This window comes from Pedobacter africanus (assembly GCF_040548825.1).
In the GTDB taxonomy this organism is placed as follows: Bacteria; Bacteroidota; Bacteroidia; order Sphingobacteriales; family Sphingobacteriaceae; genus Pedobacter; species Pedobacter africanus_A.
On record NZ_JBEPSL010000006.1, the window covers coordinates 1 to 21,038 of the forward strand.

Consider the following 21,038-nt stretch of genomic DNA (forward strand, 5'->3'; position numbering starts at 1 on the left):
TCTGGATGGTAAACCCCACTCAGGTTCAAGATATTTAATCCTTTTTCCAGGGCTGTGGGAAAAACAAAGTTTCGTTTTACCGCCACCTCTGCTACCGACAAATACACATCCAGGGTATAAATATGAGCAAACAGCTTTTTTATTTTCTCGTGTTCGCGTACTCGGAACAGCACATCATAAGCCGTAATTGCAGGGTAGGGCAGTTTGGCCTGGGGCTTTTCCTTTAAGGCGGGTTCAAAGGCAGCATCGGCCAGCAGCATGGCAATGGCTTCCCGTTCATCCCTGTAAGCTGCTATGGCATTTACTGCCGGGCTGTTAATAAACTCCCTGGTACGCCATAAAATGCCGATAATGGCCGTTACCCCATTGTGCATCTCTTTCTCATTGAGTACAGTGCTGTGGCTGGAAGTATCTTTGCTGCGCCCGCTGTTGTTCAGCAAATACCGCTCGGCAGCATCAAAAGAGCTGGAGTCGAAGGGGAACACCGCCTTCATGTCTGCAAAATGTGAAATAATACTGCTCCGCTGGTTTATCGCTACCTGGTCTGAAAGGGGATGGCGGAACAGCGTTTTCAGCACTTCCTCGCCTCCACGGGTATGGGCAGCATTGTAGAGGTCAAATATGCCCCCCGAATTCTGCTTGCCAAATATGCCAAGGTCCTCTATCGTTTGTTCGTCTGTTTGTAAAAACATCTTTTCTTATTTTCGTTTGCGTCTGATTAATAATAAAGTTCCACCCACCAGCAACAGCCCCGGCAATACCCATAGGGTAGCTATTTTAAAGGCATAGGCCTGCGGCTCAGTGATGCGGAGTAAGATATCTTTAGGCTTCACCGGCTGGGGCAGATACTGCGGATAGGCGCCATTAACAAACCAGCTATAGAAAGCATTCCCAAATACATTGTAGACCAGTCTCATATTACTGGTAAAATCTGCATCTCCGCATACGATAATGCGTTGCTGCCTATTATTGACCTGCCGGGTTAGCTGAACGCCGGTTGCAAAAGAGGCCTCTTTGCTGTCACCTTCATTTGGACTAAATACCGGGGGTACTGAATCCAACACCAGGGTGCCCGCCTTAAGCCATGTTTTTTGAGCAGTCGTTTTTAATATCGGGCTGATGGTAAAGCCCCCTTGTTCTGCATAGGAAAGCCCTGTTACGCCAGGCATAACTATCTTCAGCGAGTCGTCTTCAGTGTCTTTCTTTCTAATGGCATCTTTCCAGGCTAAAAGTGCCCCTTCTTCTGCAAGGCCTGCGGCTGCTTCGGTAATGTAGGGTATCACTTTGTCCGGTGTCTCGTTTTTACTCAGCTCTACCAGCGTGCCTTTCATCAATTGTACACCCAGCTGTTTAAGCAGGGGGTTCAGGACATATTGTTTACCTGGCTCGCCACAGATCATCAAATTACCGCCCTTATCAATGTATTGACGGATTTTAGCCAGGGTAACCTCCCCAAGAATAATCTTCGGATCCGCAATTACCAGGGCAGCAATGTCCTCAGGGATATTGTGCCTTTCCAGTGAAAGTGCAGAGAACGTAGAGAGCGTATCCACATCAAAAGCATGGTTAATTAACGAACCACGGTTGAGTTTCTCTGTGGAGATCGCGGAATATTCCCGTTCCCCGGTTTTATAGATGCTGCGCTCCAGGTTGCCCGACAGGAAATATATTTTTGGTGCCTTTTCTGCAATCAACCGTTTTAAGGCATCATCGATCTGGCGCTCATCCGGCCAGAAAACATTGTCATTAAAAGTCCGCAGGTTAATCTTCCGCCCTTTATACTTCATCTGTAAAAACAGGCGGCCGTTTTCCGCCTTCGGATCAATCATTTTACTGACCTCCTCCGGGGGCATAAACAACGTCGGATCCTGATCTGTTATTTGTGCCCTTATACCAGCGATCTGTTTTACTGTTTTACCGGGATAAAATTTGAAATACATGTTATTATCAGACTTCCCGTCATAGTCATAATAATAAACGTATTTAAACTGAATATCAGGCTTAAAGCGTAAAAAGGGTTCCCAAAGAGCAGCAAGGTATGGGTTTCGTGCTTCAGGAATTCCATATTCCATACCTTTACCCAATAAATTGGTATACATCGTTACCTCCAGCGGGGCATTTTCATCCAGCGCTTTCAGTATTTTCTGGGTACGTGGATGAAGTGTATTGGTTTTACCGGCGGTAATGTCCCAGTAACCGGTAAGGGCGGGGCGCGAACTGATGTACCCGATTAGCACCCCTGAAACCACTACAGCAAGATACCTTAAGGCTTTCACCGACCAGGGCTTTGTCTCTCTTTCGCCTCTCAGTTTAAAAAGTGTAAAACCCAGGAACATATAAATCACTACCAGGAAATAGATCACATCCTTGCTGGTGATCAAGCCGAGCAACATCTTATCTGTTCTCCCTGAAATAGATAAAAAGTAGGTAAGGTCACGCAAAAAGTCGTATTTCTGCCATAGGTCCCCTACATAGCCCAATGCAAAAAGAACCAGGAAAGTGCCAATCCCGGAAATGATCTGATAGGTGCTGAGGCTGGACATAAACAGACCTATGGCTGCGAAGGCGCAAACCAGCAGGTAAAAGCCCAGCGTTGCCGACAGCAGCATCCCATAATCAACAAACTGGATCTGAAAGGCTGCCGACACCATAAATATACCTATTATCCCAACCAGGGCTAGATTATAGGCCATTAAGGCCAGGTATTTCCCTAAAACGATCTCCCTTATCCTGATGGGTGAGGAGTACAATAACTTAAGGGTACCATTGTTAATTTCCCTGCTCAATATGCCCATGGTAAGCAGGGGGATAAACAGAAATAAGTTCTGTAGTGCATTTGCAAAAATGCCGTCCTCATTTAAAAAAATGGACACCGTGATGGGTTTAGCAAACCCAGTAAACTCAGGATTGTTTTTCAGCATGGTATCCTGAATATTTGCATGGTGGATTAAAGGCGCCGCATAAAAAATAGCACATTGTACTAAAAATATAATCGCCAGAAACCAGGCTACGGGCGAGTAACAAAGGTTACGGATCTCGTTTTTGGCAATTTTGAATATGATCTTCATCTGTTTTGTTGTTTTATCATCAACGGCTTTCCATTAACATCAGGAGCTGCTTGTTTCCGGGAGCGCCATACAAGGCAAGCGTGATGTTATTATTTAACCACCTGTTGGGACCACCAGTGTCTGGAGTACCAATAGCATTGATTCCATCAAGTTTATGCGTGGCCAGCAATTCACCGGTAACCCCGTCCCGAAATTCGAAAGTATAACTGGCTATTGCAGAACGGGTAGCGTAATTCTTATACCCGGTAGCACTTTTATAGGGCAGGTTAGCTGCCGCTGAGCCATTGGCCTGTCCGGCCAGGTTTACACTCACCGGGTTGCCCCCTAACGACACATTCACAAAACGGATGCCCATGGTCGAATCTGCCGGAACATGATAAGGCAGCTGATTTGTGGTAAACAAAGTATCAGGAGCCTGTTCCGTGCCCGTTAAAAACAGGGTATTCATGGTATTCACCCGCAGGTTCAGGATTAAATTGAACAAAGGCTTTCCTCCCTGTACGGTATCTGCAGGCCGGTATAGGCCCAGTTTTTGCTGACCAATATAACTTGCTGTAAATTGATTGTTTCTATAGTAAAGAGAATACAGTTGTTTATAAAATTTCGTTTTGCTGCTTAGACCTGTACCGTTAAAATTGACCAGCAAGTCGCTGTCGACAGTTATCAAATTAACAATATTAAGTCTCGACGTACCTTGCCCAGGCTTTACGGTGTCCTTTTTGCATGAGCTCATCACCAACAAAAGCAATACCGTTGAAAAAAGATTAAAATATATTCGTTTCATTGTTGTGGATATTATTTGTCTTAATTTTTCTGTCTTCATTTTATATACCCCCTCAGTACATCGGATTCTGTATTAAAAAATGATCTCTGATTATTTCACTGGCGGGTATAGGGTACAGCAGCTGGTAGTCACCTGCCCAGGGTTGCTTCAGGGGGATTGCCGAAAGCACAGCGCTGGCTTTTCCTGTCCGCTTTAAATCAAACCAGCGGTGCCCCCACTCAGCAAAAAATTCTATCTGGTTTTCTTTGGCTACGGCTGTAATTAATTCCTGTTGGCTTAAGTCATTGCTTAAGTCATCAAGGCCGGCCCTGTCGCGAAGGGTGTTTAAATCAGCAATCGCGAGTGTAGTTCCTCCCGGGGCTCCATTGGCAATGGCTTCTGCACGTATCAGGTAGGCCTCCGCCAAACGCAACGTGGTATAATATTCGGGAGACGGCTGCCTCACAACACCATTGGAACGGCCGGTCTTGTATTTAGCGGGATAGTTATAGTTTCTACCTGAGAATACAACATTACCTGTCCATGCCAGTTTACGCTGGTCATTTGTTTCAAAACCAGATAGCAGTTGATTGGTTAACCCGTATTCCGGGGAACCGCCGTTCGGAAGGAAAACATGCCCCTCTGTTGTTGCATTTTTTAACGAACTATGCTCATTTGTTTGTTTTAACTGCCATACCGCTTCCCTGCTGCCGGTTAAAAACACCCCATTCAAATCCGGCTCCAGCTCATATAATGAAGTGTGGTTAATCACTGCTGCAGCCTGCGCAGCAGCGTTAGCATAATCTCCGGTATACAGGTACACACGGGCCAGCAATAAAGTGGCGGCCCATTTATTGGGGATGATCCTTTCGCCATACCCAGCCGAATAGTCTTCGGGCAGCACAGCCTGCGCTTCTTTCAGGTCGCTGATGATTTGCTGGTAAACCTCTTTTTGGCTCATGCGGGCCAGGTTCCGGGTCTTGTTAAAATCAACAGTAAGCACCATAGGTACATCCCCGAAAAAATTAGTAAGGTAGAAATAACAGAATGCCCGTACAAACCTGGCTTGTCCGGTAAGCTCGGTTTTCACATCATTATGCAGTGCCTCGGAAGTTGATGCCGCGATGCCTTCAATAACTGCGTTTGTACCATAAATGACCTTGTAGGCCGAGTTCCATATAACGTCTGAAGTACCCGAAGTTAATTCAGTAATGCGATTGGTGTTGTATAAATATTCGGTTCCGGCTACCGGACCATTAACATGGTACAGCTCATCTGAAGACATACCCCCAAGGATGGTTGTCAGCCCCATGCTAAATCCGAATTTTGCGCCTGGAGCAGATCCGGCCCCATTTATCATTAATGAATAAACGCCGGTCATCGCTGAAATCGCAAGGCCGTCATTCGCAAATACCTCCACAGTAGTAACCGTATCTATGGGCGGGTCTATTTCGATCAGTTTTTTACATCCCATACCAAGGATGCAGGCCAGGGCACCAAAAATATATGCTGCTTTTAAGTTAAGTGAATCCATAAACATTTTTATAAAGTAATTGCCAAACGTCCATTAAAAGTCCGCGGTTGCGGAAAGCTGCCAAAAGGCAATTGGGGATCTATGCCCTCATATTTTGTAAGCGTAAAGATATTCTGTATGTTAAGCCCAAAACTCAGTCCTTTTATGCCCAGCTTCCTGGCAAACCCCTCAGACAAAGAATAAGCGATAGCAATCGTATTCAACCGTAAAAAAGAAGCATCAGTAATGGAACCGTCAGAAAGAATAAAATTAGAGTCAACAATATTTTCTGTCAAACGTGGGTAAACGGCAATATCGCCTGGTTTTTTCCAATAGTTATCCAGAGCTGATACCGGTACATTCTGCATAAACGCACCAGGAGTTCCTGTATAAGCCCTGGTCGCAATCATTTTTTGAAAGGAAAACATCAAGTCAAGGGATAAATTTTTATACCTTAAACTTGTGTTTGCGCCTCCATTGAATTTAGGGCTTCTATCAAACTCAAGATACCTGTCGTCCATACCACTACCCGGAGAACTTCTTGGTCCAAAGCCGATCTTTCCATCATTATTATAATCCTCATATACTCGTACCCCGGTTTGTGGATCGACGCCCAGGTAATGCAATAGATAGCTTGTATTCAGTGATTTACCTATTTCAAGATTGGTATAATCGCCAGTGTATTCTATTCCCGGATAGGACAGGAGTTTATTCCTGTTGCGGCTGATATTAAACGAGGCTGACCAGGAAAAATTTTTCGTATTGATGATGTTCGTATTTAAATTAGCAGTTATGCCTGTGTTTTGCACATTTGCTGCTGAATTTCCTTGTACGGTAAGAAAACCTGTAAACATTGGTGTAGGCAGCGCCGTTAACTGGTTGTCGCAATTGTCTTTGTAAGCTGTAAGCTCCAGATTAAATCGGTCTTCCAGAAAACCCAAGGTTAAGGACGCAGATCTTTTGGTAACAGTTTGCCAGCGATAGTCTTGGTTTACAGGATTTAATGGGATTAACGGTAAATTGCCGTTGTAGCTGTAATAGGGCATGTGAGGCGGGCCAGAAGACCACTGAGACAAATATTGATAATCGCCACCTGACTTTCCTATAATACCGTAATTGCCGCTAAACTTGATTAAACTGAGCCATTTTGGCGCTACGCCTTTCAGCCATTTTTCTTCCAGGGGAAACCAATTGGCCCCGGCCGACCAGAAATTGCCAAAGCGTCTGCCCGGGCCAAAACTGGAAGAGCCGCTCCTGTTTCCATTAAATTCTATAACATATTTGCTTTCCCAGTTATAATTGACACTCCCGTTTACATCTATATATTTATTTTGTGCATAATATTCAGTGATCATTTTATTAGGGGCGTGATTAATTGATTTCAGTAATTCATCCCCTTTATATCCGGATCCAATCAATGTGGTCCCATCTGCAGTGGCGTTATTGAGCGTTCCTGCTAATGAAATTCTAAAATTTCCCTTACCAATATACCTGGAATAGGTTAGCATAGGATTAACGTTATAACTAATATTTCCGTTATTTCCGAAATAAGCGGTTCCAAGGGGGGAGTCGATGGGATCATAGGAAGCAATGGTAAAAAAATACTTGTTTTTTGCGGAGAGATAACCATACCCTAATGCCAGGCCGATGTCTAAACCTTTTATAGGTTTATAACCTATGTTCATCCCACCCGAAAGGCTATAAGTATTGGCATTACCCGGTTGAAAAAGTCCGGCAAATGGAAAGCTCCCCTGTGCACCGGGATACCGGAAAGCCCCATAGTTTAAATTCCCCTTTTCATCAAATATTGGTGGCAGGTTAGGTGCCATGTTGGGTGTGCCACCAATTGATACCTCATTGGTATTGGTATAGGTGTACCGCCCGTTTACTGAGATGGTTAATTTTTGGTTCAAGCTGCTGTGGCTTAAACTTAGCCCCACCGATGCTGTTTGATTTTTATTCTGATCACTTAAGGCAGAAACATCTTGAATTGCCTCATAATTAGCACTTAAGCTAAATGTTGTCAGGTTACTTCCGCCAGATAAAGATGTGGATACTTTAGTGCTGCTGTTGGCTTTCCAGAGTTCCTTTTGCCAGTCCACATTCCTGGTCGTGTCCCACAAAACCAGGTCGGGCGCTGTTGCCAGACTTACCCCATCATTCTGAAGTGCTTCTCGCCTCATTTGCAGGTACTGGCTCGTGTTCAACATGTCCCAATGCCCAATAACCTTGTTTACTGAACGGTCTACATTGATGTTAAACTGTGCGGCTCCGGCCTTTCCTTTCTTGGTCGTGATCAATATTACACCATTTCCCGCTCTTGCCCCATACCTGGCTGTAGCCGCAGCGTCTGAAAGGATACTAACACTTTCGATATCCTGCATATTAAGTCCAAACAATGGGCTCTGTCCTGCGGAGTAGGGAAGCCCGGTCTGGATAACTCCTGCAGAACCACTTTCATAAGTATTACGAGAACCAGAGCCCTTAAATTCCGGTATAACTATGGGGATTCCATCTATCACATACAGTGGCTCGGAAGGGACATTTGCAATGGAATTCCTTCCCCTGATCTCTATCCTTACCGGGGCTCCGCTAACACCACTGGTAGGTGTAACCAGCATGCCCGGCACCTTTCCCTGTAACGCCAGCAAAACATTGGTTACCGGTTGCTTGGCAAGTTCTGCCCCACTGATCTGGGTAATTTCGCCTACCGACATCCGTTTGGTAGTAGTTCCATAGGCCTGCACCATCACCGCATCCAACGCATTTTCGGCCACTTTCATGGAAATATTGAATTCGGTTTGCATGGCTACAGGCACTTCCAAACGTGTATAACCGATATAGCTGATGCTCAGGGTGTCATTGCTGTATACATTTTTCAATGTAAATTCTCCTTTGGTATTTGTACTGGTGCCCAGATGGCTGCGTTTGATGATGACATTGGCCCCGCTCAGCCTTTCCCCTCTGGGACCAAAGACAATCCCCTGGACCGTATGCTGAGAGAAATTATCTTTCCTCTCTTTTTCACTTTTCCGTTCGTTTTTTATCCCTATGGTCACAATATTCCCCACTATGGTATAACCCAGCGGAGTGTCTTGAAAACAGTGGTCCAAAACGGTTTTTAGCGTTACATTTTTAGCATCTATGGTTATTTTTCCGACTGCTTTTAACACTTCCTTTTTATAGAAAAAGGAGACACCGGTTTGTTTTTTAACCTGAGAGAGCACAGTTTCAATAGACACATCCTTTACAGAAATTGTGATGCTTTTGGTTTGTTGTGCGTATAGTTTTACGTGTAGTAAAAGACACACCATGAGTAATCTGAAAATTCTCATAGACGGTTTGGTTAATGAAGTTTAAGTTTAGTTTATTGGTTATATCATAATACCCTGGTTAGGGGTTGGTTCATTAAGGGCTTACAATTAGTTTTCTGCCTGTTATGGTAAAATTAATGTTTGCTGCTTTCAGGACTTGTAAAACTTGAGACAAGCTGGTGTTACGTGGGATTTCCCCTTCAATAAGGACATTACTTAAATCGCCCTGGTATTCCACTTCAATATTGTACCACCTTGAAAGTTTACGCATCACACTTTCCATGTTTTCTGCTTTAAAATCAAAATATCCCTTCTTCCAGGCTATGGCGTTCTCGGGGTTTACATTGCTTAGGTTAAGACCATTTTTTGTCAATGTAGACTGCTGGCCCGGTTGTAACCTGATGCCGTCTTTTCCTGGCGCCCCTTGTTTAGAAACTTTAACCGCGCCCTGTAGCAAGGTGGTGGTGGTTGCCGGTTCATCAGCATAGGCATTAATGTTAAATTTTGTTCCCAGAACTTCTATCAGCTGTCCTTTGGACGATACCCTGAATGGTCTTTCCGCATTGTGAGCTACTTCAAAATAGGCTTCGCCATCAAGTTTTACCTGTCGTAGTCCTTTATTATTCAGTGTAGCAGCGTAACTGATACTGGATTCTGCATTTAACCAAACCAGTGAACCATCAGGTAAACGCACTTCAAAGGTTTCGCCTTTGGCTGTTGTTAATGTATTGATATCTTCTGCCTCTGCGCCGGAGCTTTTCAGCTCGTAAACGAGCTTACCTTCGGCAGTTTTATTGATCAGTACCCCTGCTTCATTGGCCAACTGTCCTTTGGCAGCATTTTGAAGTTTAATTTTTTTACCATTGGCCAATGTCAGCGTGGCACCGGAGGTACCCGGAGCTACATCAGTGGCAAATGTAGTTAAAGGTGTAACCTTAGTTTCCTGGTTTTTAAAGAATAAATATCCGCTGATGCCAAGTACAAAAACAACCGATGCCGCCACTGCAATTCGAGGCCAGAGTTTTACCCTATTTGGTTTGCTTACGGGAGCAGTTGCATGGTAAACTTCCATCCACATCTGCTGCGATACTTCAGCGCTGTTTTCCAGCATACGATCATCGTGGTTCAACTTGGTTTGTTTGCTGAACCAGTGTTCCAGTAGCCTTAGCTCCTGTTCAGTGGCCCTGCCTTCACCAAATTTTTCCAGTAATTCCTGTACCTGTATTTTATTCATAATAGTTACCTTTTACCGCGGTATATAACTAATATGTTTGAAAGGGGTATAAGGGCGTAGATGAGAAGATGAGAAATGTGTAACTGCTTGTTTTTCAGTTATTAAATTTCATTTTTTAAGCAGTTCTATAATCATCCAGCCTGCAGGGGCATAGGCGCTTACCTTCGAACGAAGAATTTTAAGGGCATTGTTGACTTGCTTTTTTACGGTTTGGTCGGAGATGCCCAGTTGCGCTGCAATCTCGGCATGGGAAAGGTATTGGTTACGGCTCATCTCAAAAACCTGCTTCATTTTAGCCGGTAACTTTTCTATTTCCTCCTGTAAGATCCTTGTAAGCTCACGCTCGTCGAGCTCATTTAAGGTATCCATGTTTACTTCTTCGACAAAACCGGCGATAGAATTGAGATAGTCATTCATCACTTTTCCTTTCCGGATTAACTGCAGGACCAGGTTTCTTACCGACACATACAGATAACCTGAAAGGTTTCCGTTCTCCTGAAGCTTCTCCGGATTATTCCACAAGCGGATGAAAAGTTCCTGAATAATGTCTTTAGAACTGTCTTCATCTTTTAGCATTTTATTCACTTTGTGAAAAAAAAGCAGGGCGTAACGCTTATAGATTTCGGTAAATGCCGCATGATCTGCCTGCTTTAACAAAACAACAAGGTCAGTGTCGGAAAGTTCAGCGTATAAAATCATGAAGTGTCTTTTTTTATATCCCCTTAAACGTTAAGCCCTTAATGTTAATCAGACAATGATAGGAAATATTTTGAAAACTCAACTATAAAATATCAGGCCTCAAATATTCAACTTTTAATTATTTACAAAGATCCTGGAGAAGTTATCTGTTAAATTTTTTAGATGGAAATTAATATACATGATTGCTAAAACCTGAAAATGTACATTAGATATACCATCAGCCCCAATTTTGTTTTTAAAATTTTTAACGTGTTGGTCATTTGTTTTTTAACCGTTTGTTCTGTAGTGCCCAGCCTTTCTGCAATTTGTTTGTGGCTAAGGTTTTCTTTACGGCTCAATTCAAATACTTCGCGCATTCTTGGCGGCAAGGCCTGGATTTCTTTTTCAATCAGGCTGCTCAACTGGTGTTCTCTAACCAGGTGATCGGCAATTACGGGATCGCGATCTACAAAATCCTTAATTGAAGCAATGTATTTATTCTGAACATCCTTACGGACAATTTGGTTAAGAATGTAATTCCGTAAACTACGGTACAAATAGCCTGCAAGGTTTGTGCCTACATCTAATCCTTCCCGCTTTGCCCATAACATGGCAAAAATCTCCTGAATTACATCCTGCGCTTCCTCGCGGTTGCGGGTTTTGTTCCAGGCATGGTTGTGCAGTATAAACTTATAACGGTGGTAAATTTCGGTATAAGCCATTCTATCCCCCTGCCTTAACAAGCTGGTCAGTTCCTGATCCGATAATGTGCTGTAAGCAACCATAATATGCGTACCCCTTTAAATAAAGTTAAGAAATTTTCGTGGCAAGTGTAGAAATAAAATAGTATTGGTTGGTAAAATATTTTCAGAAAAATTTTAATAGTGTAAGGGTAAGACTCAGGTGTTTAGGTGAAAAATGAGCTTGAAATTGTATTTGAGGCTAGTTATCGATAACAGGTAGGTTGTGGCACCATTCGAGTTGCGTTAAGGGTGCGTTTTGTTTTTCGGGGGCATTACGCCGGCGTTGGGGAAGGGTTGACAGGGCCTTGCTTTAGCCTTTTGCCTTTTCAGCGGTTGCTCAATTCCTGCCATACCCGGCCAAAAGCCAAAGCGCAGGGTTAATGCACATCGAACGCAGGTAAAGTGGGTTTGGCAGATTTATTGTTAAACTGGTTACGCTGCGCCGCCGTTATTTAGCGGGAAGCGCTGCGACGAGAGGTCTCTTGAATTACGCAACAAAGATTTCTCCCTTTGGTTCGAGATGACGGCAATGGCCACGTTCCGGTACCTTAGGACAAGAATTATAACATCAACATATTAAACATGCTTTTTGGGGTGAGTATCCGAATATGAGTTTGGATTATAGTAAGGCACTGGTAAGTATGGGTGGGTTACAACCGGCCATTGCACCTGCCGTTCATTTAACAGGCACACTGTTAACCTTTACCTGGTTGGTTGACCCCAATATGGATTGGGGCATTAAAAACGACCGGACGATGTTACTGGTTTACTGCCCGGAGCTGGGCAAAGCCAGTTATTTCTTTTCTGGTGCGCGCAGAAGTACGGGCACAGATACAATGGAACTGCCGCCGGAATATGTTGGCAAGGAACTGCATTGTTATATTGCTTTTAAAAGCAGCGATGGGAAGGGGATAAGTGATAGTGTTTATTGCGAATAATCATTAACTTAATAACGTGAAAAATTTATCATTCGTAATTTCTTTAGTTTTTTTATCTGGTTGTGTTAGCCATAAACTTTTGTTAAAAGACAACATTAGAAGTGTTAGTATTCTTTTTAAAGATAACACCTGGGGCCATCAGGACGGATACAAACTGTACGATGGCACAGTGATTAGATGGGATAAAAAAAATGTCGCTGTTAAAGCCGCCTTGAATAAGTATAGTGACAAATTAGGATTGCTAAAAAAAGAACAGCCGGATTATCTAGCTGATTTTATCACCACAAAGAATATAAAATACATGCCAATCAAAGTTGTTCCACTAAAGGAGTTTGGCTATATTGAAATGAATTCAAGCCAGCTTATTTTTTATGGTATAATGGGTGATAAGACCTTTATTGACCTTACAAACAACAGAGTGTACATTAATGACGATTTGCATGAGTAGCAAATTTAAATTACATCCTTTTTCCTTGTGCTTATCTTATTAAGGTGCACTGATAACAAGGCCGGTAAAAACTACTATTTGCCGATGATGATGCGCTATAGATATCGGGTTTCTCTAAAAATTTTACGACCCGTTGCTGTATAGGCTTTTTCAGCCCTTATGGTAACAGGTGGTTCTTGAAGAGAGAGTGCCAAAATATAATTCTGTAGGGCGTGTACTTTCGCCATTTTGAATATTCCAAAAATCTGTAGAAAATTCCAATATTTTCTTTTGAATAAATATTTAAAGCTTTTATTTAATTATATGTTTAATATTTAATCTAAACGGTATACATTTGTAGTATTCAAACCAAACGTATGCACCAGGAACTCAGCATTGCAGAATTACCGAAACGGAAAGCAAAAAGGAAGCCGCGCCGCCGGGATGACCTGATGTGGAAGGCGATATTTGAGGATCTCTCGGTAGATTTCCTACGCTTTTTCTTCCCGGATGCTGACAAACTATTTGATCTGAACAGAAAGTGCGAGTACCTAGACAAAGAATTTGATCCCTTCTTTCCTCATGAAGAAGACACCAGCGGGCGTGTGCGTTACGTAGATAAATTAATTAAGGTTTATCTGAAAGATGGCGGAGCAAAATGGATTTCTGTGCACATAGAGGTGCAAAACCAAAAGGGCAAGGAAGATTTTAGTTTCCGGATGCTCCGCTATTGGTATTTGATGAAGGACAAATACAACGTATCTATTACCGCGCTGGCTATTTTAACTAGCAATAATAAGCAGTTCAAACCCGGGCCATATACTGAAGAATATCTGGGTACCAAACTTACCTATCAATACAACACCTATAAACTACTTGACCAAAATGAAGCAGAGTTAAAAGCCAATCCAAACCCGTTTGCTGTAGTTATTTTAGTGGCACTATCGGCCATTAAAAATAAAAACGCAAATGACCTTGATTTAAAAGCCATAAAGCACAATCTGCATCTTGAACTAACAAGAAGGAAGGTTGATGCGGCTAAGCATAAAGGCATTATGAACTTCATCAAATACTATGTAAATTTTAATAACCCAAAAATGATGACTACATTTACTAAAGAAGTTGAACTACTACTGGGAAGGACTACTCCTATGGGAACAGAAGAATATCTATTAGACAAATTCAAAAAAGAGGGCAGAGAAGAAGGCCGTCATGTCGAGGCTCTGGAAATTGCTGCTGAAATGAAAAAAGACAAATTCCCGATCGAAACGATTTCGAAACTTACCAAACTTTCAATAGAAGAAATCCAGGCGCTATAGCGCAATGAAACCAAAATCCAATCCCTTCATGATGTTGAAAAAGAGACAATTTGCTTTTTTCACCAGGGTGCCTAGGAGTGCTAATGAAGAAGAGTATGAAAACAGGTAAACCAAATATAATAAGCCTGGAGCAGTTTAAAGACAAACATTACGGCAAAGCAGGCACTGAAAAACGAATGGTACTTGAAGCTGGTTATGAAAATTTCAAGATCGGTGCACTCATACGTGAAGGACGATTAATCCCTGAAAATTTACCACCTATGGCCGTAAGGGCTGAATAAGCCCATACAGTAACAGGTGGTTGACACACAATCTAACTACATCTCTCTTACAGACATGATTAAAGCTAAAGGTGGAAACTTCTTCATTGAACATTGGCTTAGGAACCGGACACCACTGAATTTCTTTCTATTTGGGAAAAAATTTACAATCCTAATTTTAATTGCGTCGAATTCGACGTAATTAAAAGTCAGGTTGGATTAATACTTTTAAAGTAAGCGTAAAGGAATGGGCAGAAAAAACAAATGCAATTGGACGGTCCTTGTTGGTCAGTTCAGGAGTTGAAAAGTTAAAATTACAGAGATGAAGAAAAAGATCGTATTTATAGTTGAAAAAACAGGAACCGGTTTTTCTACTTATGCCGAGGATGATAGTATTCCGGCCTCAACATCAGCGGATAATATGACCGAATTAAGGATCAATAATGTAGATGCATACAATTCGGTAGCTGAAATAAAGGGTCTACCCGAGCTTACTGTAGATGACATTAGCATACAATTAGATGTATGCGCTTAACCGTTGGCTTTTTCCTTCTTTTCCCTTAGCTCATCATAAAGCTCAATCACCTTCTTTTGAAGTTCGATGAGCTCTTCTTCTTTTTTGGCCAGCTTAATTTTAAGTTGTTTTACGCGCTGAATGTGCAGCACTTGTGGGCTTTCGCCCTCTTTTGCCATCAGGTCCATCAATGTAGTGTCTAGTATTACTGCAATTTGCATCAGCCTGTTGATGTTTACATCGGTAATACCATTCTCAATTTTAGAAAACGCAGGGATAGAAATTTTTAACTGTTCCGCCATTTGTTTCTGGCTCCATCCCTTCTTTTGTCTGAATGTCTTTATGTTTTTACTTATTGAGCTCATTGGTTTCGTTTGAGGATATTCGATTATCAATTAAGTAACAATATTCAGGCCTAAATTTTTAAAAAACCTTGCTTTTTGAAATAAATGGCTAATATTATGGCATAATAAATGTAAGGTTATGAATTTTACATACAGATTGTAATTATGCATAATTATTTTACATTTGACTAATCTTAAAATTTACATTCCGGGGGGAAATAAATGAAGAAAAATCTACTAATTGTCCTATTAATTCTACTAAGTGGGACCGCATTTTCGCAAATGAACGGCAATTACAATTACAGTCTGGCCGTTTACGGTTTCAGCCAGATGCAGATGCCGAAAATCTTAAACCAGAAAAATTCCGATAGGTTTACCAATGCTACCTTTCATGGGGGGATGATTAAGTTTAACGACAACCAGATCAATTTCCGTTTGGGGGGCACTTACCTGAAGAAAGATGTAAAACTGGTAAACAATTGTGTAGGCTGCCAGGAAGCAAACGGAGAAATGAAAGACTATGCGTTTAAAGTCGGGTTCGAAAAGAACATGAATTTTGCGCGCATACAACCCTATGTTGGGTTCGACATCGGTTTTCGGTTTAATAAGTTTGATGGTTCGTTGGTTTCTACTAATGATGCAATGGCTTCGCCAAGTGCTTTGGGGCCAAATGGGGTGGAAACTACCAAAACTGGTTTTACTGCAGCTCCGCTTATTGGTATCAAGATTAATCCGGTTCCTTTCATTTCTGTTTTTGCGGAGAGTAACCTGGAAATGTTTTATTCGTATGAAAGGCAGGAAACGGTTGCGGCCGATGCCAACAATACCCGAACGTTTAATAAATATAATAAGGCAGAGTTTCTTTTGAACCCGGTTACAGTTGGAATACAGGTACACCTGGGGAGTAACCGTTGAGGACTTTAGTCACAATTTTATCACATATGAATATAATTGATATATTTGCAACCGAAACTAAAAACTAAACATTTTGCCCTATGAAAGTTGAGTTGAACAGTGAGAATTTTAACGCTTATCATCTAAAATAACCCATTACCCTCTCTACACACAAATATGAATTTTAAAAGAACGATAACTGCAATATTATTTCTCTTTGCCGTTCTGGTTACGCAGACAGCCTTTTCTCAAGGCAATTATGCCAATGTAAAAGTGGATGAATTGTCTGACGCCCAGATTTTGCAGATGATAAAACGTGCGGAATCCATAGGATATACTGAAGCTCAATTGGAGCAGATGGCTGCTGCGCAGGGGATGAAAGCAGAGGAAGTGCAGAAGCTGAAGTTAAGGGTAGAAAAAGTAAAGAAGCAAGGGGCGGCCACAGCAGTTCAGGTAGACAATAAAACTACCAATACTGGCCGGGAGATGAGTGAGACTACCGATGGAGGCTCAGTTAATAATGAGAAGAAAGTAAAAGACGATGAGATTGGCCCGAAAATATTTGGTGCAGAGCTCTTTCGTAATGGGAGCATTACCTTTGAACCTAATTTGCGTATTGCTACGCCCAAAGGATATGTGATCGGCCCTGATGATAAACTGTTAATTGATTTGACGGGTGACAATGAGGCTAGTTATAATCTGCAGGTTAGCCCGGAAGGGGTGATTAATTTGCAATACGTAGGTAGAATTGCAGTAGGTGGGTTGACGATTGATCAGGCTACTTCAAAGATTCGTTCAGCCATGGGTAAAACTTATCCTTCTTTACGCTCTGGCCGTACCAATGTTTCGATTAACCTTGGTAACATACGGAGCATTAAAGTTGTGTTGACTGGTCAGGTGACCAAACCTGGAACTTATACTTTGTCTTCTTTGGCTACTGTTTATAATGCATTATACGCTTCAGGAGGCCCATCGCAGAACGGTTCATTCCGTAAAATTCAGTTGATTCGGGGCAATAAAGTTGTTTCAACGATTGATGTATATGATTTCCTGTTAAGAGGAATCCAGCAGAACAATCTACGCCTGCAGGATCAAGACGTAATTAATGTGCCTGTTTATGACACCAGGGTAGAAATACTGGGTGAGATTAAAAATGCTGCCCTATTTGAGGTGGTTAATGGTGAGAATTTAAAGGATGTGATCGGTTTTGCAGGTGGCTTTACGCCTCAAGCCTATACGGCCAAGATCAAATCTTTCCAGAATACAGATAAGGAGCGTAAGATCATAGACATTTCTGCTGACGAATTTGCTACATATGCGCCAAGAAATGGCGATAAATATGTAGTAGAGGCAATTTTAGATCGTTTTCAAAATCGTGTTGAAATACTTGGTGCAGTTTTCCGTCCTGGTTTGTATGAATTGGGTTCAGGTCTAACTTTAAAAGGCTTGATTACCAAGGCAGATGGTTTAACCGAGGATGCGTTCTTGAACAGAGGTTACATTAACCGCCTAAATGCCGACAATACACAAAGCCTGCTTTCTTTTGATGTGGCAAAAATTATAGCTGGTACTCAGGAAGATATCACTTTACAGCGCGAAGACAAGGTAACAATTTCATCTTTGTTTGATTTAAGAGATGAATACAAGGTTACCATTCAGGGCGAAGTAAGGGCTGGTGGTACTTTTGACTATGCAGATAACATGACATTAGAAGATGTAATCCAGATGGCTGGTGGCTTTAAAGAAAATGCTACACCGAGAAGGATAGAGATTTCTCGTAGGATTAAGAATAGCGACGCAAAATCTGCATCCGCGAGGACGGCGCAGGTGTTTACCGTTGGGGTAGATCAGAACCTGAAGGTATTGGATAAGACATTTGTGTTGAAACCATTTGATGTAATCTCGGTAAGAAGTTCTGAAGGTTACCAGGTTCAGAAACAGGTGAAACTGGAAGGAGAAGTCTTGTATCCAGGTTCATATACCATTGCTCAAAAGAACGAACGTATCTCTGATATCATTAAAAGGGCAGGTGGGTTGACGCCGATTGCTTACACTGAAGGTGCTTCTTTAAAGAGGCCTGGTGCTGAAAAGGTGAACCCTGGTGATAAGAATGCGATCAACAACCAGGATGATGAAAAGAAGAAACTTTTAAATTTAAAGCGTGCACAGGAGGCAGGAGTAAAAGATACGGTTAAACCCGACGTGGAGCAGTTATTAATTCAATCTGATTTAGTAGGAATTGATTTGGAAAAAATTATGAAAAAGCCTGGATCCCGGTATGACTTAATCGTTGAAGATGGGGACGTGATTCGTGTACCAAGGCAGTTGCAAACGGTTAAAGTTACTGGAGAGGTTTTAAACCCGAATAGCATTGTTTATTTGCCGGGAAAAAGCTTTAAGCAATATGTAAATGGTGCAGGTGGTTTTACTTCGAGTGCATTAAAAAGAGGTGCATACATTAAATATGCAAATGGCTCCGTTGAGGCGGGAAGTAAGTTTTTGTTCTTTAACAATTATCCAAAGGTGAAGCCTGGCGCAGAGATATTGGTGCCGAAGAAAGCAGAGAGAGAAAGACTGAGCGCTCAAAGTTGGATTGGTATAGGTACCGGATTAGCCTCTTTGGCAGCAATTATTGTTAGTTTGTTGAGATAGAAGTTTAGAGTATAATGAAGGAAAATCCATCTCATAAGCGACTGACAGAGAATGACGAGATCACTTTAAAGGAACTGATTCTAAAAATACAGGAATGGTGTAAGTTTTTAATGTCTAAATGGCTTACTATTCTCATTTTTGGCTTAATAGGCGCTGTTTTTGGGTTTGCTTATGCATACTTTAAGAAACCAGTCTATACAGCGACTACAAGCTTTGTATTGCAAGACGACAAAGGCGGAGGGGCAGGTTTAGGTTCTTTAGCAGGATTGGCGTCGATGGCAGGGGTTAATATTGATGGTGGAGGCGGTTTGTTTCAGGGGGATAATATTCTTGAGCTATATAAATCCCGGACCATGATTGAGAAAACTCTGCTTAGTGAGATTGATATTAATGGCAAGAAACAGTTGCTTATTGAGAATTATATTAAGTTCAAAGCACTACGTGAACAATGGGAAACAAAACCAGCCTTAAAAAATATTAAATTTGATGAGCCGACTGCAGGTTATTCCAGGGTAAGAGACAGTATCTTAAACGATATTGCCGAGGATATTACAAAAAACTACTTAGTTGTGCAAAAGCTTGATAAGCAGTCCAGTATAATAAAAGTAAGCATCAGATGCGGTGATGAATCATTTGCTAAGGCATTTAATGATCTTATTGTAAAAAATGTAAACGATTTTTATTTTCAAACAGTCACAAAAAAGTCCGCTCAAAATGTTGACATTTTACAGCATAAAACTGATTCGGTAAGGAGTGTAATGAATGGTGCAATATATGCGGCAGCGGCGGTTTCAGATGCAACTCCTAATCTAAACCCGACTCGGCAAATTCAGCGGGCTGCGCCTATGCAGAGATCACAGTTTAATGCCGAAACAAATAAAGCAATATTGGGCGAAATGGTGAAAAATCTTGAGCTTGCAAAAATTAGTTATATGAAGGACGCGCCATTAATACAGGTTATAGATCAGCCCGTTTATCCTTTAAGAAAAGAACAATTGGGTAAAAAAAAGGGCATTTTACTTGGAGGTATTTTAGGTGGATTTATTAGTGTCGTGATATTGTTAATCAAAAGATTTTTTAAAACTATATTGAGTGAATAAGTATAAAATCGCAGTAATTGGACTAGGCTATGTCGGTTTGCCTTTAGCTTTGGAATTTGCAAAAAAATATCAGGTTTTGGGATTTGATATTAATCATGCCAGAATCAATGAACTAAACGCTGGTGAAGATAGAACTAAAGAAGCTGATGTTGATGCATTAAATAAGTTAATAGCTGACGATTCTGAGTCAACTGGATTGAAATTTTCGTCTGTAACAGCCGACTTAAGTGCATACAATGTTTATATTGTAACGGTACCAACGCCGATTGACCAGTTCAAAGCGCCGGATTTAACACCACTTTTAAAAGCGTCTGAAATGCTTGGGAAGGTGCTGAAACAGGGAGATATAGTGATTTATGAATCAACAGTATATCCCGGTTGTACAGAAGAAGATTGTGTTCCGGTTTTGGAAAAACATTCAGGATTGAAATTTAACCAGGAATTTTATTGTGGTTATTCTCCTGAAAGGATCAACCCTGGTGATAAAGTAAATACACTTACAAAAATTAAAAAAGTAACTTCTGGTTCAACGCCTGAAATAGCTGAAACGGTTGATCAGCTTTACAAGAGTATCATTACAGCCGGAACTCATAAAGCCCCTAGTTTAAAAGTTGCCGAAGCCTCAAAAGCTATTGAGAATGCCCAACGTGATATTAACATTTCATTTGTTAACGAATTGGCACTAATTTTTGATCGTGTTGGCATCGATACCACAGATGTAATTGAAGCTGCAGGAACTAAATGGAACTTTTTAAAATACAAGCCAGGGCTGGTCGGAGGACATTGCATTGGAGTTGATCCGTATTATTTAGCCCATAAAGCTGAATCGCTAGGCTATCATCCCCAGGTCATTCTTTCAGGCCGTAGGGTAAATGATAACATGGGAATGTTTGTTGCCAATAAGGTCATTAAATTGATGATTCACAAAGGGCATAAAATTCAGGGAGCAAAGGCACTCATACTTGGTGTTACTTTTAAAGAAGATTGTCCTGATATTCGTAATTCAAGGGTTATTGATATTTATTCAGAACTAAAACAGTTTGGTTTGGAGGTCAATGTGTTTGATCCCCATGCAAACCCAGCCGAGGTTGAGGAAGAGTATGGGATACATTTGGTTGATCACATTGAGGACAAATATGATTCGGTTATACTAGCAGTAAGCCATAAAGAATTTTTGGAGATTGATTTTGTAAGACTTAAAAATGGAAACAATACTGTTATTTTTGATACCAAATCATTTCTAGACAGATCATTAATAGATTCAAGATTATAAATTT

17 protein-coding genes and 1 pseudogene are annotated in these 21,038 nt (G+C 41.5%); 9 read left to right on the plus strand and 9 right to left on the minus strand.

The genetic code is table 11. The features are described from left to right. The 8 genes and pseudogenes from ABIE26_RS23760 to ABIE26_RS23795 form a co-directional block, all read right to left on the minus strand. Window positions 1–692: pseudogene (locus ABIE26_RS23760) on the minus strand (hypothetical protein); the annotation flags it as partial. Window positions 693–698: 6 nt separating this feature from the next. Next, entirely contained in the window at window positions 699–3,068 is a 2,370-nt protein-coding gene (locus ABIE26_RS23765) for a Gldg family protein (RefSeq protein WP_310146234.1), read from the minus strand. A 19-nt stretch (window positions 3,069–3,087) separates the two neighbouring features. Then, window positions 3,088–3,852, minus strand: coding sequence for a hypothetical protein (locus ABIE26_RS23770; protein ID WP_310146235.1), 765 nt, complete (start codon window positions 3,850–3,852; stop codon window positions 3,088–3,090). A gap of 52 nt (window positions 3,853–3,904) precedes the next feature. After that, complete coding sequence (locus tag ABIE26_RS23775) at window positions 3,905–5,365, minus strand: RagB/SusD family nutrient uptake outer membrane protein (RefSeq protein ID WP_310146236.1); 1,461 nt, start codon at window positions 5,363–5,365, stop codon at window positions 3,905–3,907. A gap of 8 nt (window positions 5,366–5,373) precedes the next feature. Continuing rightward, complete coding sequence (locus tag ABIE26_RS23780; protein WP_310146237.1) at window positions 5,374–8,679, minus strand: SusC/RagA family TonB-linked outer membrane protein; 3,306 nt, start codon at window positions 8,677–8,679, stop codon at window positions 5,374–5,376. Between the two features lie 73 nt (window positions 8,680–8,752). Further along, window positions 8,753–9,892, minus strand: coding sequence for a FecR family protein (locus ABIE26_RS23785; RefSeq protein WP_310146238.1), 1,140 nt, complete (start codon window positions 9,890–9,892; stop codon window positions 8,753–8,755). 108 nt (window positions 9,893–10,000) lie between these two features. Next, window positions 10,001–10,591, minus strand: coding sequence for an RNA polymerase sigma factor (locus tag ABIE26_RS23790; protein ID WP_310146239.1), 591 nt, complete (start codon window positions 10,589–10,591; stop codon window positions 10,001–10,003). 185 nt (window positions 10,592–10,776) lie between these two features. Beyond that, a complete protein-coding gene (locus ABIE26_RS23795; RefSeq protein WP_310146240.1) occupies window positions 10,777–11,355 on the minus strand; it encodes an RNA polymerase sigma factor in 579 nt (192 codons plus the stop codon). Window positions 11,356–11,888: 533 nt separating this feature from the next. On the opposite strand from ABIE26_RS23795, the gene ABIE26_RS23800 reads away from it, so the two are divergent. The 5 genes from ABIE26_RS23800 to ABIE26_RS23820 all read left to right on the plus strand — a co-directional run bounded on the left by ABIE26_RS23800 (window position 11,889) and on the right by ABIE26_RS23820 (window position 14,792). Beyond that, window positions 11,889–12,251, plus strand: coding sequence for a DUF6266 family protein (locus ABIE26_RS23800; protein WP_310146738.1), 363 nt, complete (start codon window positions 11,889–11,891; stop codon window positions 12,249–12,251). Between the two features lie 16 nt (window positions 12,252–12,267). After that, window positions 12,268–12,699 (plus strand): hypothetical protein, encoded by a 432-nt coding sequence (locus tag ABIE26_RS23805; protein ID WP_310146241.1) that lies wholly within the window; start codon window positions 12,268–12,270, stop codon window positions 12,697–12,699. Between the two features lie 356 nt (window positions 12,700–13,055). Beyond that, window positions 13,056–13,997: a hypothetical protein gene (locus tag ABIE26_RS23810; RefSeq protein WP_310146242.1), complete on the plus strand. Its 942-nt coding sequence runs from the start codon at window positions 13,056–13,058 to the stop codon at window positions 13,995–13,997. A gap of 95 nt (window positions 13,998–14,092) precedes the next feature. Next, entirely contained in the window at window positions 14,093–14,278 is a 186-nt protein-coding gene (locus ABIE26_RS23815; protein WP_310146243.1) for a hypothetical protein, read from the plus strand. Between the two features lie 301 nt (window positions 14,279–14,579). Continuing rightward, window positions 14,580–14,792: a hypothetical protein gene (locus tag ABIE26_RS23820; protein WP_310146244.1), complete on the plus strand. Its 213-nt coding sequence runs from the start codon at window positions 14,580–14,582 to the stop codon at window positions 14,790–14,792. On the opposite strand, the gene ABIE26_RS23825 is transcribed toward ABIE26_RS23820, so the two are convergent. After that, on the minus strand, window positions 14,789–15,136 hold the full coding sequence (locus ABIE26_RS23825; RefSeq protein ID WP_310146245.1) for a helix-turn-helix domain-containing protein: 348 nt from the start codon (window positions 15,134–15,136) through the stop codon (window positions 14,789–14,791). The genes ABIE26_RS23820 and ABIE26_RS23825 overlap by 4 nt on opposite strands. A 201-nt stretch (window positions 15,137–15,337) precedes the next feature. Between ABIE26_RS23825 and ABIE26_RS23830 the strand changes: the two genes are divergently transcribed. The 4 genes from ABIE26_RS23830 to ABIE26_RS23845 all read left to right on the plus strand — a co-directional run bounded on the left by ABIE26_RS23830 (window position 15,338) and on the right by ABIE26_RS23845 (window position 21,034). After that, window positions 15,338–16,030: a hypothetical protein gene (locus tag ABIE26_RS23830; protein WP_310146246.1), complete on the plus strand. Its 693-nt coding sequence runs from the start codon at window positions 15,338–15,340 to the stop codon at window positions 16,028–16,030. A 156-nt stretch (window positions 16,031–16,186) separates the two neighbouring features. After that, complete coding sequence (locus tag ABIE26_RS23835) at window positions 16,187–18,661, plus strand: SLBB domain-containing protein (RefSeq protein ID WP_310146247.1); 2,475 nt, start codon at window positions 16,187–16,189, stop codon at window positions 18,659–18,661. Window positions 18,662–18,675: 14 nt separating this feature from the next. After that, window positions 18,676–19,761, plus strand: a complete 1,086-nt coding sequence (locus ABIE26_RS23840) for a Wzz/FepE/Etk N-terminal domain-containing protein (protein ID WP_310146248.1) — start codon at window positions 18,676–18,678, stop codon at window positions 19,759–19,761. After that, window positions 19,754–21,034: a nucleotide sugar dehydrogenase gene (locus tag ABIE26_RS23845; protein WP_310146249.1), complete on the plus strand. Its 1,281-nt coding sequence runs from the start codon at window positions 19,754–19,756 to the stop codon at window positions 21,032–21,034. The genes ABIE26_RS23840 and ABIE26_RS23845 overlap by 8 nt, the downstream gene beginning before the upstream one ends. Window positions 21,035–21,038: the final 4 nt, after the last annotated feature.

Coding starts and splice junctions, on each gene's coding strand:
- ABIE26_RS23830 (WP_310146246.1), top strand. CDS start 15,338: ATGAAGAAAAATCTACTAATTGTCCTATTAATTCTACTAAGTGGGACC.
- ABIE26_RS23810 (WP_310146242.1), top strand. CDS start 13,056: ATGCACCAGGAACTCAGCATTGCAGAATTACCGAAACGGAAAGCAAAA.
- ABIE26_RS23785 (WP_310146238.1), bottom strand. CDS start 9,892: ATGAATAAAATACAGGTACAGGAATTACTGGAAAAATTTGGTGAAGGC.
- ABIE26_RS23840 (WP_310146248.1), top strand. CDS start 18,676: ATGAAGGAAAATCCATCTCATAAGCGACTGACAGAGAATGACGAGATC.
- ABIE26_RS23790 (WP_310146239.1), bottom strand. CDS start 10,591: ATGATTTTATACGCTGAACTTTCCGACACTGACCTTGTTGTTTTGTTA.
- ABIE26_RS23775 (WP_310146236.1), bottom strand. CDS start 5,365: ATGGATTCACTTAACTTAAAAGCAGCATATATTTTTGGTGCCCTGGCC.
- ABIE26_RS23835 (WP_310146247.1), top strand. CDS start 16,187: ATGAATTTTAAAAGAACGATAACTGCAATATTATTTCTCTTTGCCGTT.
- ABIE26_RS23825 (WP_310146245.1), bottom strand. CDS start 15,136: ATGAGCTCAATAAGTAAAAACATAAAGACATTCAGACAAAAGAAGGGA.
- ABIE26_RS23780 (WP_310146237.1), bottom strand. CDS start 8,679: ATGAGAATTTTCAGATTACTCATGGTGTGTCTTTTACTACACGTAAAA.
- ABIE26_RS23820 (WP_310146244.1), top strand. CDS start 14,580: ATGAAGAAAAAGATCGTATTTATAGTTGAAAAAACAGGAACCGGTTTT.
- ABIE26_RS23770 (WP_310146235.1), bottom strand. CDS start 3,852: ATGAAACGAATATATTTTAATCTTTTTTCAACGGTATTGCTTTTGTTG.
- ABIE26_RS23795 (WP_310146240.1), bottom strand. CDS start 11,355: ATGGTTGCTTACAGCACATTATCGGATCAGGAACTGACCAGCTTGTTA.
- ABIE26_RS23765 (WP_310146234.1), bottom strand. CDS start 3,068: ATGAAGATCATATTCAAAATTGCCAAAAACGAGATCCGTAACCTTTGT.
- ABIE26_RS23815 (WP_310146243.1), top strand. CDS start 14,093: ATGAAAACAGGTAAACCAAATATAATAAGCCTGGAGCAGTTTAAAGAC.